Origin of the sequence: Dyella sp., from assembly GCF_035486915.1 — a bacterium.
Classification (GTDB): domain Bacteria; phylum Pseudomonadota; class Gammaproteobacteria; order Xanthomonadales; family Rhodanobacteraceae; genus Dyella_B.
Window position 1 is genome coordinate 1 of record NZ_DATHMR010000183.1, and the last position, 12122, is coordinate 12122.

A 12122-nucleotide genomic window follows, 5' to 3' on the forward strand; every position below is an offset into this window, starting at 1 on the left:
CGCACCGACATAGGCACCGATGTTCACGTAGCTCGGCATAAGCACGGCATCTTTGGCGATGTGCGCACCGCGCCGCACCAGCGCACCCGGCACCACACGCGCTCCCAGACCTTGCAATTCATCATCGCTGCCATGCGCGAAACGCAACGGCACTTTGTCGAAAGCCAGCGCGGGACCGCCATCGACAACGCGGTTGCCATTGATTCGAAAATAAAGGAGTACCGCTTTCTTAAGCCACTGATTCACGGTCCAGCCGCCATGACCATCCGGCTGCGCCACGCGCTGCTCGCCCGATTCGAGCAGATCAAGCACCTGACCGAGCGCCGGGCGCAGATGGGTTTCGATTTCGCTCTGGCTAAGATCGCTACGACGCTCGAAGGCGTCGTTGATCAGGCTTTCCATGGATTGCATGAGACGGGACTCGTATTCGGTTAAAAGGCCAAGATTACATCGCCACGCCTAGGCATGACGTGTATGAATAAGCTTCCGCTTTCGTCAGATAAGCGCGAGCACGATCGGAAACGCGACACCTGCCAGCAGAAGAAGACTGAGCAAGACGGGTTTGCGCGAATAACGATAGGCCATGTAGATACCGAGCAGGGTCGACACGAACAATCCCAGTGCCACAAACGCAAAGAAGATTTTCAGCGGCAGCGGATTTTTCTCCGGCATGCGCGGCGCGTCCGGCGCGGCTTGCACCGGTGCGACCGCGTTGGGGGCCGGCGCCGATGTCGAACTGGCCGCAGCAGGCTTTTGATGGTCCGCATCCGTAGGACGCGGCTTGTGCGTGGGAACGACCGTGGTCTGTTTTTTGTGAACTTGCGCCAGGGTCACGAGCCACGCCGGCGGCTTGTAATCACTGCCTCGGGTCGTTTCGTGCAAGCTGAAAACCTGCAGGCCGCCCGTTAACGCAAAAAACAACAGCGATGGCGCGATAAAAACGCCAACGTAAAGGTGAATTTGTCGGACCAGCTTGAGGAATTGATGGGACGCGGACATGGATACGCAGCCTTCTTGGCCCACGGGGCCAATTTCAGGAAAGAGGATTCTCGATGACAGGTCGCGTGGCGACCCGGCGGGAAATCATTCCTGGGCAGGTCCGATCCGCTCCACTAAAGCGTGCCACAGACGCTGCTGCTGTGTCTCCTCCAGCGGATTATTACGACGGTCGGTGAGCTGGAAGAAGTCCTCAACCCGCTCGCCGAAGGTGGCGATGCGTGCGTCATGCACGCGTACTTCGCAGGTCATCATCACCTGCGTGACGGCAGCGAGCAGGCCCGGGCGGTCGCTGCACACCAGCGCCATCTGCGTACGGCCGTCGGCCTGCTGGAAATCGATGCGCGGTGCCATCTGAAAGTGCTTCAGATGACGTGACATGCTGCGCCGTGGCGGCATGATCGGCGCGGACTGCGCCAGCGCACGCTGGAGCCGTTGATGGAGTTCATCGGCGCGCTCCGGGCTCGCGGGTTTCTGGTTTTCCGCCTCTAGCAGCAGGAACGTGTCCAACGCCTTGCCGTCGTTGGAGCTGAGCACGCGTGCTTCCATCACCGAGAAGTGCAGCCGGTCTAGCATGGCCGTCACGTTGGCAAACAAACCATCGCGATCGGGTGCGTAGACAAACAGCTCCGTGCTTCCGCGCACGGACATCGGATGCACGGCGATCAGCGGCAGTTTTCCGGCCGCGTCGAGAATGGCCGACGTCTGCCACGCAATTTGTTGCGGATGGTGACGAAGAAAACTCGATTCGGGAAATCCCGCCCAGATCTTCTCGACCGCTGTCCGATCGCGCCCTTCGGCCATCAATTCTTGCATCGCGTTTTCGCGGCACGTCGCAATGCGCGTCGCCGCGCCGTGCGATGGCTTGGCTTCGCGCCGCAACGCATAGCGTGTCGTCGTGTACAGATCGGACAGCAGTCGATCTTTCCACGCATTCCACAAACGCGGACTCGTACCGATGATGTCGGCAATCGTGAGCAGATAAAGCTGGCCAAGGCGTTCGCGGCCGCCCACAGCTTCGGCAAAACGATGCACGACATCCGGATCGGTAATGTCTTGCCGTTGCGCCGTTGTGCTCATCAGCAAATGCCAACGCACCAGCCATGCTACGCGCTCGATGTCTTCGCTGGGCAAACCCAGCTTGCTGCCAAATTCGCGCGCATCCTCTTCGCCAAGCACCGAATGATCGCCGCCGCGTCCTTTTGCGATGTCATGAAACAGCGCAGCCAGCAGCATGATTTCGGGTTTGGGCAGAGTCGGCCAGATTTCGCAGGCCAATGGAAATTCGGTATGTGTCGCAGTATCAGCAAAACGCGCCATATTGCGCAGTACGCGAACGGTGTGCTCGTCCACGGTGTACACATGGAAAAGATCGTATTGCATGCGGCCAAACACCTTGCCGAACGCAGGCAGGATGGCAGCAAGCAAACCGTGGCGATTCATGCGCCATAGTGCTTCTACCGCAGGCGCTCCACGTTTGAGCAATTGTAGAAACGCCGACAGCGCTTGTGGGTCATCGGCGAGTTTGATGCCCACGATAGCTGTCGCCTGATGAATGCGGCGCATCGTATCGGCGGTAAATCCGATCAAACCTTTCTCATCGAGGCGTGCGATAAAAATCTCGACCATCGACGCGGGGCGCCGCATGAAAAGATCCGGATCGCGCACCGCGAGTCGTGAACCGTAACGAATGAAATCTTCACCCACAGGCTGCGCTGCGCACGGTGGCTCAAGCATTTCCTCAAAGCGGTCGGCGATCTGGATGCCAAGACGTTCTACCTGGCTGGCCGCGCGGTAGTAGCCCTGCATGAATTGCTCGACGCCAAGGTTTTTTTCATGTTCGTCTTCAAAACCGAGGCTTGCCGCAAGCGCGCGTTGATAGTCGAAAAGCAGCCGCTCTTCCGGACGACGCGCCTCCAGATGCAAGGCGAAGCGATAACGCCGTAACGTGGCTTCGGCCTGCAGCAATGTGTCGCACTCGGCGGGGTCGAGCAGGCCTTCCGTCACCATCTGGGGGAAATCGTTGGCGTGTGCGAGGCGTTGCCCCAACCAACGCAAGGAATCGATAGTGCGCAAACCACCGGGACCGTCTTTGAGATTGGGCTCAAGGTTGTAAGCGGTGTCGTCGAATCGCGCATGACGCGCATCGCGATCGGCAAGACGTGCGTGCAAATACGCTTTCGGCGGCCACATGTCCGGTGCATCGACGATCGCGCGCAACGTCGCATCGAGCGTCGCATCGCCTGCAAGGCGTCGTGCGTCGAGCAACGTCGTAAACACACTCGCGTCCGCTGCGGCGAGCGATTTGCATTGCGTGGGCTCACGCACGGCATGGCCTACTTTCAGGCCGATATCCCACAGCGTCGCGAAGCACTGCTCCAGCGCACGCAGACGCGATGCATCGGGGCGTTCGACCAGCGCAAGCAAATCGATGTCCGAATAGGGAAACAGCAGGCCGCGGCCGAAGCCACCAATGGCAAACAATGCTGCATCGGTCACTTCGCCAAGGCACGCCGTCCACACATGCGCAACGATGCGCGTAACCGAATCGCTGCGCCGGCGCGCTAACGCTACGGCGTCAGCACCATTGCGAAATGCGACAGCAATGCTGCGATCCAGATCGCCCAACAACTGGCGCAACGCACGGCGCGCTTCGGCTGACACGCCCGAACGAGGCACCGCGACAGGTAATCGCGGTATCGCTGGCAAGCTGACGGTGGTGACAGCCTCACTCATGAAGAAAACATCGCTGGAAGTTCAGCGATGAGCGTACCGCAGACGATGTGATGACTAGCAGCGTGCGCTCAGGCATCCGGCCACGGCGTGAGGATCTCGAAGCCGTCGTCCGTCACGGCAATGGTGTGCTCCCACTGCGCGGACAAGGAATGATCCTTGGTGACCACGGTCCAACCGTCGGGCAATTGCTTAGTCTGCGGCTTGCCCGCGTTGACCATCGGTTCGACGGTGAAGGTCATGCCCTTCTGCAGCACGACGCCGGCACCGGGCTTGCCGTAATGCAGAACTTGCGGTTCGTCGTGATAAACCTTGCCGATACCGTGGCCGCAGTACTCGCGCACGATCGAGAAACCGGCCGCTTCGGCGTGTTTCTGGATCGCATGGCCGACATCGCCCAGTGTCGCGCCAGGGCGGACGGTCTCAATGCCGCGCATCATCGCTTCGTGGGTGGTTTCCACCAGACGTTTGGCCAATACACCAGGTGCGCCGACGTAGTACATGCGGCTCGTATCGCCGTGCCAGCCGTCTTTAATCACGGTGACATCGAGATTGATGATGTCGCCGTCCTTGAGCATCTTGCCTGGGCTAGGAATGCCATGGCAGATCACGTGGTTGACCGACGTGCACAGGGTCTTGGGAAACCCGTGATAGCCCACGTTCGCGGGGATAGCCTTCTGCACGTTCACGATGTGCTCGTAGGCCAGGCGATCCAGGTCTTCCGTGGTTACGCCCGGCTTGACGTGCTCCTTGAGCATGGCCAGCACCTCGGCCGCCAGCTGGCCGGCGACGCGCATGCCTTCGAGGTCTTGGGCTGATTTGAGGGTGATTGCCATAATTCCAGTGTCATATGGTGGCAAAGTCCCCAAAAACCAGTGACTTGCCGCGAAGCCTCGGCCCCGGCTATAATTTCCGGGTTTTGCAGACCCCATCGAAGCCTTTACGGGCTCGAGCGGCGCAAAACTGAAGAGGGATTGTAACCGCCTAGCGCTACAAGCCCAACCAATGCCACACACGTATCGGCACCGTCTTCGGGGTGCTGCGGTCGTCCTTCCCAAACAACGGACATCGCGGTCGAAGCTGGGGATACGTGGAGGTCCCAACCCCCGGGCCACAAAAAAAGGCCCATTGCAGGAGTAACACCATGGCTCAAGTCACCATGCGTCAGATGCTGGAAGCTGGCGTGCATTTCGGTCACCAGACCCGCTACTGGAACCCGAAGATGGCTCCGTACATCTTTGGCGCCCGCGGCAAGATTCACATCATCAACCTCGAAAAGACGCTCCCGCTGTTCACCGACGCGATGAACTTCCTGTCGGCGATCGCACAGAAGCGCGGCACCGTGCTGTTCGTGGGTACCAAGCGTTCCGCTCGCGAAGCGCTGGCTGAAGAAGCCGGTCGCGCCGGTATGCCCTTCGTCACCGCTCGCTGGCTCGGCGGCATGCTCACCAATTTCCGCACGGTGAAGCAGTCGGTCGCTCGCCTGAAGGAGCTGGAAGCGGCTGAAACCGACGGCAGCTTCGAAAAGCTGGTCAAGCACGAAGTGCTGGCCCGCCGCCGCGAACGCGAGAAGCTGGAAAACTCGCTGGGCGGCATCAAGAACATGAACCGCCTGCCCGACGCGCTGTTCGTGGTCGATATCGGCCATGAAAACATCGCCGTGCAGGAAGCCAAGAAGCTCGGCATCCCGGTGATCGCCGTGGTCGACACCAACTACAACCCGGAACTGGTCGACTACGCCATCCCGGGCAACGACGACGCCATCCGCGCCATCCAGCTGTACGCCCGCGCTGCTGCCGATTCGATCCTCGAAGGCAAGGCTGCCGCTCCGGCTGCCGCCCAGGGCGACGCCAATGAGTTCGTCGAACTCGACGGCGAAGGCAACCCGGTCGCGAAGGAAGACGACCGTCGCGCCGCTGCTCCGCGCCGCAACGCGCCGGCCAAGAAGGGTGCACCGCGCGGCGGTGACCGCGATGGCGGTCGTGGCAACCGCGGTGGTCGCGGCGGCCGTGCGCAAGAAACGACGACCGACGCCGAGTAAGTCTTAAACATGTTGCCGGGGCTTCTTAGCGACGCCCCGGCACTCTCTAGAATTACCGAGGAAGCCATGAGCAATATTTCCGCACAACTGGTCAAGGAACTGCGCGAGCGTTCCGGCGCCGGCATGATGGAGTGCAAGAAAGCGCTGGTCGAAAACAATGGCGACATCGAAATCGCCATGGAATGGCTGCGCAAGTCGGGCCTGGCCAAGGCCGACAAGAAGGCTGGCCGCGTGGCCGCTGAAGGCCGCGTGGTGGCCGCCCAGGGCGCTGACAGCGCCGTGCTGGTCGAAGTGAACAGCGAAACCGACTTCGTCGCCAAGGACGCCAGCTTCGTGAAGTTCAGCGACACCGTCGCCGACGTCGCGCTGAAGTCCGGCGCCAACGACGTGGACGCCCTGAAGGCGACCGCCTTCCCCGGCTCCAGCTCGGTGGAAGAAGCCGCCAAGGCGCTGGTCGCCACCATCGGCGAAAACATTCAGGTCCGTCGTATGGCCCGCGTGTCGAACAACGGTATCATCGGCAGCTATGTGCACGGCGGCCGCATCGGCGTACTCGTTGCACTCAAGGGCGGCAACGAAGAACTCGCCAAGGGCATCGCCATGCACGTGGCGGCGATGAACCCGGCCTACGTACGCGCTGAAGATGTGCCCGCCGACTTCCTGGCGAAGGAAAAGGAAATCGCGCTGAGCCAGATGTCCGACAAGGAAAAGGCCAAACCGGCCGAGATCCTCGAAAAGATCATCGGCGGCAAGGTCAACAAGATCGTGTCCGAAGTCACCCTGCTCGGCCAGACCTACGTGTTGGACACCAACACCTCGGTAGCCGACGTGCTGAAGAAGGAAGGCGCCGATGTGATCTCCGTCGTTCGTCTCGCCGTCGGCGAAGGCATCGAGAAGGTTCAGGACGACTTCGCTGCCGAAGTGATGAAGCAGGCAGGTCTGGCGTAATTCGCCAACGCTTGATTGCACAAAAGGCCACGGGAAACCGTGGCCTTTTTGTTTGTGCGATTAAAAAACCATTCTCGATGAGCGGCAACGCTCTGCCGAAATACTTTTTTTCTCGTCATTCCAGCGAAAGCTGGGATGACGGCATCACGCAGCTGAACATCGACGCTAAGCATGGAATTATTTGACGATCGGAACGACACTCGCGGTGCGCTTTTTTGCAGGCTGCAACAAATCCCAGCGATTACCGTAGAGATCTTCAAACACCGCCACGGTCCCGTACGACTCTTCGCGCGGCTGCTCCAAAAAACGCACGCCGCGCGAACGCATGATGTTGTAACGCGCGTAAAAATCGTCGACGCGTAAAAACAGAAAGACGCGCCCGCCCGCCTGCTCGCCCACGCACGTGTCCTGTTCGCTGTTGCTCGCCAAAGCAAGCAGCAGGCGCGTTTCCTTCGCGCCCGGCGGAGACACCAGCACCCAACGCTTGCCCTTCCCTAACGGCGTATCCTCGACAAGTTCGAAATCCAGGCATTCCGTATAAAACGCAATCGCCTCATCGTAATCGCGCACGAGCAGCGCAACGGCGGCGATGGCATGTTCCATGAAAAGCTCCGAGTAGTGACCCTGGGATGAAGCATAGAACTGTCCCGCGCTGACGTGCGCATCGACCTCCGCTACAATGCTCGCGTTTTGCACCACACAATCCGGAGCCTCCATGAGCGACCAGCTAAAGTACCGCCGCATCTTGCTCAAGCTCTCCGGTGAGGCATTGATGGGTGAAGCCGACTACGGCATCGACCCCAAGGTCATCGGCCGGCTGGCTAACGAGATCATCGAGGTACAGCAGGCCGGGGTGCAGATTGGCGTCGTCATCGGGGGCGGCAACATTTTCCGCGGCGCGGGCCTCGCTGCAGCCGGCATGGATCGCGTCACCGGCGACCACATGGGCATGCTCGCCACGGTCATGAACGCGCTGGCCATGCAGGACGCCATCGAGAAGCGCGGCGGCTACGCCCGCGTGATGAGCGCCATACAGATTCACGATGTGGCCGAGGATTTCATCCGCCGCCGCGCCATTCGCCATATCGAAAAAGGCCGTATCGCACTGTTCGCGGCAGGTACCGGCAACCCCTTCTTCACTACCGATTCCGCCGCTGCGCTGCGCGCAGTGGAAATGAATGTGGATCTGCTGTTGAAGGCCACCAAGGTGGACGGCGTTTACAACGCCGACCCCGCCAAGCATCGCGATGCCAAACGCTTCGAGCAGCTGAGCTACGACGAAGTCATCGAGCGTAAGCTTGCTGTCATGGATACTGCCGCGATCGCGTTGTGCCGCGACCATGGCATGCCGCTGCGTATTTACGACATGACGGTGCCGGGCAACCTGATGCGCATCATGCGCGGCGAAACGGTCGGCACGCTGGTCGGCGCAACCGCCTGAAATACCGCTGCCAGGCAGTGACCGCGGCCCTCCATGAAGCGGCCGCGTGAACGCGGCCCGCTAATCCGCCAGCGATAACCCCCTGCTATACTTAACGGCTTGCACGCCACCGGGTGATTTCCTCATGCTCAACGACATCAAGAACGATGCCCAGACCCGCATGGGCAAGAGCATCGATGCTCTCAAGCACGATCTGTCCCGCCTGCGCACTGGCCGCGCAAGCACGACGTTGGTGGACCACATCAAAGTGCCCTATTACGGCTCGGATATGCCGCTCAATCAGGTTGCCTCGATCTCGCTGGCGGATGGTCGCTCGATCGTCATTGCGCCGTTCGAAAAGAACATGGTCGCCCCGATCGAAAAAGCACTGCTGGGATCGGATATCGGTGTCACGCCGACGACCGCGGGCACGGTCATTCGCCTGAACATGCCGCCGCTCACCGAAGAACGCCGTCGCGAGCTGGCCAAGCATGTATCGCACGAAGGCGAGAACGCCAAGATTGCCATTCGCAATGTGCGTCGCGACGCGCTTCAGCACGTCAAGGATCTGCTGAAGGAAAAGAAGATCACGGAAGACGAAGAACGTCGCGCCGATGACGATATCCAGAAGCTGACGGACCGCTTCGTGAAGGAAGTGGACACGCTGGCAAAGGCGAAAGAAGAAGAATTGATGGCCATGTAAACGGCCATCGATGGCGCACCGGTGAAGCTGGACAATTATCGCTCCGCTTCCATCGGATCTCGCGCAACAGATACACCCCTTTCACTAGTCAGAGAGGGGCCATGGGTGAGGGGCAACTTGGCAAAATCGCCGCCAACGAGCGAGCTACACGTAAACACGTTGCGACGCCTGAGCTCGGTCCCGTTCGCCTTGGCAAATGAGGCTCGCAAACGATCCCAGATGGCGAATCTCTGACAAAGACCCCACAGCAACGATTTCAGCGAGGCAAACGGCGGCGCCAACGCTACTCTCCCGTCCATGACCACGAACCACCCCAACTACGTACCACGTCATATCGGCATCGTGATGGATGGGAATGGCCGGTGGGCGAAAGCGCGTCATCGCCCGCGCAGCTTCGGCCATAACGCAGGCCGCAAAGCCGTGCGCGAAGTGGTCGAAGGTTGTTTGCGTCATGGCGTGGAAGCGTTGACGTTGTTCGCCTTCTCCAGCGAGAACTGGCAACGCCCGCAAGACGAAGTGGGCGCGCTGATGGATTTATTCGTGCGCGCGCTCGATAAAGAGGTCGATGAGCTGCACAGCAATGGCGTGCGCTTGCGCTTCATCGGCGAACTCAATGCTTTTGATACGTCACTGCGGCAAGGCATGCTCGATGCCATGAAGCGCACCGAGCTCAACGACAAACTGCAGATGAACGTTGCCGTCAATTACGGTGGCCGCTGGGACATCGTGCAGGCAGCGCAAAAAGCCGCCCTTGCTGTTGCACGTGGCCAACTGCCTGTGGAAGCCATCGACGAGTCCACCTTCGACCAGTGGACGTGCCTTGGCGAGCTTCCACCCCTGGACCTTTTTATCCGCACCGGCGGCGATCGCCGCGTCAGCAACTTCCTTTTGTGGCAGATGGCCTATGCGGAACTCTATTTCACCGATACCCTTTGGCCAGACTTCAATCAAGTTTCGCTGAAGCACGCCATTGATGACTTTGCCCGCCGCGAACGCCGCTTTGGCCGCACCGGTGATCAGGTCTCCCAAGCCTGATCGCTAAGGATCATCCATGTTGCGCCAGCGCGTCATCACTGCCCTGCTTCTCGCTCCGCTAGTCATCCTGCTGATTCTGTATTTGCCTACGGATTTCTTCGCGGTCGCGCTCGCCGTGGCCTTTCTGGCAGCGACATGGGAATGGACGCGCCTCGCCGGCATGAAGAACCGCGTCAATCGGGGCATTTTGGTTGGCTTTGCGGCAGTGGTTTTTGTCGTGCTATGGCTGCTGCGTGCGTCGACACTGCTTTGGCCGGCGTTGATTGTGGCGGGCGTCGCCTGGTGGTTGCTGGCGTGCGTGTGGCTTCGACATTTTGCGTTTGGCGCAGCACCTACAGCGGAAAATCGCAACCTCAAGTTGCTGGCCGGCGCGTTGGTGATTTTTCCTGCGTGGGTCGCGGGTGTAAATATTCATGCCGGCGAATCGCACGGCCATGCGTGGGTATTTCTGGCCATGCTGCTGGTGTGGGCCGCCGATACCGGCGCCTACTTCGCCGGCCGATTCTTTGGCAAACGCAAACTGGCTCCCAACATCAGCCCCGGCAAAACGTGGGCCGGCGTTTACGGTGCGTTTGTCGCCAGCGCGCTGGTGATTCTGGTGGGTGGCTGGTTGTTGGGAGTCCGCGATGCACGGCTCATCGGCCTGGTGGTCGTGGCAATCGTGACGGTGGCCAGCTCTATCGTTGGCGATCTGCTGGAAAGCCTCATGAAGCGCCACGCCAGCGTGAAAGACTCCGGCGCACTGTTTCCCGGCCATGGCGGTTTGCTGGATCGCCTGGATAGCGTGTTTGCCGCACTCCCCGTCTTCGCACTCGGAAAGTTGCTGCTGGGGCTTTGAATAGCGTGAGCGCGATGCGCAACGTCGCCGTACTGGGGGCAACGGGTTCGGTCGGGAAAAGTGTCCTGGATGTTGTAAGCGACAGCCCGGACCGTCTTCGTGCCAGTGTGCTCGTTGCGCATAGCCAGGTTGAAGCGCTTGTTGCGCTCTGCGTTCGCCATCGACCCGATCTGGCCATCGTGGCGGACACGCAGCTTGAAATCGATCTGGCGCGACGACTCGCGGCAGCAGGCGTTCGTTGCGATATCGCCAGCGGTCACGAGGCGATCTGCCGCGCAGCCGCCTCGTCGCTATGCGATGTCGTTGTCTGCGCGATGACAGCTCTGGCATCTGTCGACGCTGCGCTGATTGCCGCGCGCGCAGGAAAGCGGCTCTTGTTGGCAAACAACGAACCTGCCGTCATCGCAGGCTCGCTGCTGAGAAGCGCCGCCGTCGAAAGCGGCAGCGAACTCGTCCCGTTGAGCCCTGCAACACAGGCGGTCGCCCAGTACGTCGACAACGCGCATGCCGATCTCAGCTACGCCGGTATGCGCCTGATCCTTCCGTCATCAGGTGGCCCCTTCGCAGGACACAAGCGCGCTGACCTTATGACGGTTACGCCTGACGACATCGGAGCAATCCCGGGCAGGCTCTCCGGCCGCCAGCGCGCCGTCGATTCGGCCACCCTGATGGATGCGGGTCTTGAGGCCATTGCCATCCATCACTTGTTCCGGGCAGCCCCGGAACAGATTCAGGTACGGCTGACCACGCAAAGCATCGCTCCTGCCCTGTTGGAGCAGGCCGACGGGGCTGTGCAAGCACTAGGGCGTCGCCTCGATATGCGGTCGGCCATCGAATCGGGGCTTCATCGGCCTGAATGGCCCAGCCTCCATCCGACCGTCGAGACCCAAGGGTTCGCGCTCACTGCGCCGGATCCAGGCACGTTCCGCTGTCTGACACTCGCTCTGGAGGCCCTGCGCGAGGGCGGCGATGCGTCCACACTTCTGAACGCCGCCAATGAGGTCGCCGTCACCGCCTTTCTGGCGGGCTCCCTACCCTTTCTTTCCATCGCCGACCTTATCGAGCAGGTCCTCACGGAACTGCCGCCGCAGCCTGTGGTCGATATCCAGACCCTAAGCGAACGCGATCGGGCGGCCCGTGCGGCAGCCCGGCGGGTACTTCGCACCGCTTGCTGATAAGCTTTGTGCTTCTTTAGAGACGTACCTGATTGATGAATCCCTTTTTCGGCTCGGTGTTCTGGTTGCTGGTCACGCTTGGCGTGCTGGTGACTTTTCACGAATTCGGACACTACTGGGTCGCACGACGTTGCGGCGTGAAAGTATTGCGCTTCTCGATCGGCTTCGGCCGCGCGATATGGAAGCGCATCGGCCGCGACGGCACCGAATACCAGATTGCTGCCATTCCGCTG

At 60.5% G+C, this 12122-nt stretch carries 12 protein-coding genes and 1 pseudogene; 8 read left to right on the top strand and 5 right to left on the bottom strand.

Going from position 1 to position 12122, the window contains the following annotated elements; all coding sequences use genetic code 11:
• The 4 genes and pseudogenes from dapD to map all read right to left on the bottom strand — a co-directional run.
• Positions 1 to 411 (bottom strand): annotated as a pseudogene (dapD, locus tag VK725_RS15030) (2,3,4,5-tetrahydropyridine-2,6-dicarboxylate N-succinyltransferase); the annotation flags it as partial.
• An 84-nt stretch (positions 412 to 495) separates the two neighbouring features.
• Entirely contained in the window at positions 496 to 999 is a 504-nt protein-coding gene (locus VK725_RS15035; RefSeq protein WP_325318869.1) for a PepSY domain-containing protein, read from the bottom strand.
• 84 nt (positions 1000 to 1083) lie between these two features.
• On the bottom strand, positions 1084 to 3732 hold the full coding sequence (gene glnD, locus VK725_RS15040; protein ID WP_325318870.1) for a [protein-PII] uridylyltransferase: 2649 nt from the start codon (positions 3730 to 3732) through the stop codon (positions 1084 to 1086).
• A 68-nt stretch (positions 3733 to 3800) separates the two neighbouring features.
• Positions 3801 to 4565, bottom strand: coding sequence for a type I methionyl aminopeptidase (gene map / locus VK725_RS15045; RefSeq protein WP_325318871.1), 765 nt, complete (start codon positions 4563 to 4565; stop codon positions 3801 to 3803).
• 308 nt (positions 4566 to 4873) lie between these two features.
• Between map and rpsB the strand changes: the two genes are divergently transcribed.
• Together rpsB and tsf are read left to right on the top strand one after the other, a co-directional pair.
• A complete protein-coding gene (gene rpsB / locus VK725_RS15050) occupies positions 4874 to 5770 on the top strand; it encodes a 30S ribosomal protein S2 (RefSeq protein ID WP_325318872.1) in 897 nt (298 codons plus the stop codon).
• Between the two features lie 66 nt (positions 5771 to 5836).
• Positions 5837 to 6718, top strand: coding sequence for a translation elongation factor Ts (tsf, locus tag VK725_RS15055; RefSeq protein WP_325318873.1), 882 nt, complete (start codon positions 5837 to 5839; stop codon positions 6716 to 6718).
• 177 nt (positions 6719 to 6895) lie between these two features.
• Here the strand turns inward: tsf and VK725_RS15060 are convergent, their stop codons facing one another.
• Positions 6896 to 7321: a VOC family protein gene (locus VK725_RS15060; protein WP_325318874.1), complete on the bottom strand. Its 426-nt coding sequence runs from the start codon at positions 7319 to 7321 to the stop codon at positions 6896 to 6898.
• Between the two features lie 112 nt (positions 7322 to 7433).
• Here VK725_RS15060 and pyrH point away from each other — a divergent pair, with 112 nt between their 5' ends.
• The 6 genes from pyrH to VK725_RS15090 form a co-directional block, all read left to right on the top strand.
• Positions 7434 to 8159 carry a UMP kinase gene (gene pyrH, locus VK725_RS15065; RefSeq protein ID WP_325318875.1) on the top strand — a complete coding sequence of 242 codons (726 nt, stop codon included), beginning with the start codon at positions 7434 to 7436 and terminating at the stop codon, positions 8157 to 8159.
• Between the two features lie 124 nt (positions 8160 to 8283).
• A complete protein-coding gene (frr, locus tag VK725_RS15070; RefSeq protein WP_325318876.1) occupies positions 8284 to 8841 on the top strand; it encodes a ribosome recycling factor in 558 nt (185 codons plus the stop codon).
• A 297-nt stretch (positions 8842 to 9138) separates the two neighbouring features.
• Positions 9139 to 9876, top strand: coding sequence for a polyprenyl diphosphate synthase (uppS, locus tag VK725_RS15075; protein WP_325318877.1), 738 nt, complete (start codon positions 9139 to 9141; stop codon positions 9874 to 9876).
• Between the two features lie 16 nt (positions 9877 to 9892).
• Positions 9893 to 10714: a phosphatidate cytidylyltransferase gene (locus tag VK725_RS15080; RefSeq protein ID WP_325318878.1), complete on the top strand. Its 822-nt coding sequence runs from the start codon at positions 9893 to 9895 to the stop codon at positions 10712 to 10714.
• A 14-nt stretch (positions 10715 to 10728) separates the two neighbouring features.
• Positions 10729 to 11889 (top strand): 1-deoxy-D-xylulose-5-phosphate reductoisomerase, encoded by a 1161-nt coding sequence (locus VK725_RS15085; protein ID WP_325318880.1) that lies wholly within the window; start codon positions 10729 to 10731, stop codon positions 11887 to 11889.
• Between the two features lie 35 nt (positions 11890 to 11924).
• The coding region (locus VK725_RS15090) for a site-2 protease family protein (protein WP_325318879.1) at positions 11925 to 12122 on the top strand (198 nt) is incomplete at its 3' end.

Excerpts from the sequence above, each read along its gene's own strand:
- rpsB (WP_325318872.1), top strand. The coding sequence starts at position 4,874 with ATGGCTCAAGTCACCATGCGTCAGATGCTGGAAGCTGGCGTGCATTTC.
- glnD (WP_325318870.1), bottom strand. The coding sequence starts at position 3,732 with ATGAGTGAGGCTGTCACCACCGTCAGCTTGCCAGCGATACCGCGATTA.
- VK725_RS15085 (WP_325318880.1), top strand. The coding sequence starts at position 10,729 with ATGCGCAACGTCGCCGTACTGGGGGCAACGGGTTCGGTCGGGAAAAGT.
- frr (WP_325318876.1), top strand. The coding sequence starts at position 8,284 with ATGCTCAACGACATCAAGAACGATGCCCAGACCCGCATGGGCAAGAGC.
- pyrH (WP_325318875.1), top strand. The coding sequence starts at position 7,434 with ATGAGCGACCAGCTAAAGTACCGCCGCATCTTGCTCAAGCTCTCCGGT.
- uppS (WP_325318877.1), top strand. The coding sequence starts at position 9,139 with ATGACCACGAACCACCCCAACTACGTACCACGTCATATCGGCATCGTG.
- VK725_RS15080 (WP_325318878.1), top strand. The coding sequence starts at position 9,893 with ATGTTGCGCCAGCGCGTCATCACTGCCCTGCTTCTCGCTCCGCTAGTC.
- map (WP_325318871.1), bottom strand. The coding sequence starts at position 4,565 with ATGGCAATCACCCTCAAATCAGCCCAAGACCTCGAAGGCATGCGCGTC.
- tsf (WP_325318873.1), top strand. The coding sequence starts at position 5,837 with ATGAGCAATATTTCCGCACAACTGGTCAAGGAACTGCGCGAGCGTTCC.
- VK725_RS15060 (WP_325318874.1), bottom strand. The coding sequence starts at position 7,321 with ATGGAACATGCCATCGCCGCCGTTGCGCTGCTCGTGCGCGATTACGAT.
- VK725_RS15035 (WP_325318869.1), bottom strand. The coding sequence starts at position 999 with ATGTCCGCGTCCCATCAATTCCTCAAGCTGGTCCGACAAATTCACCTT.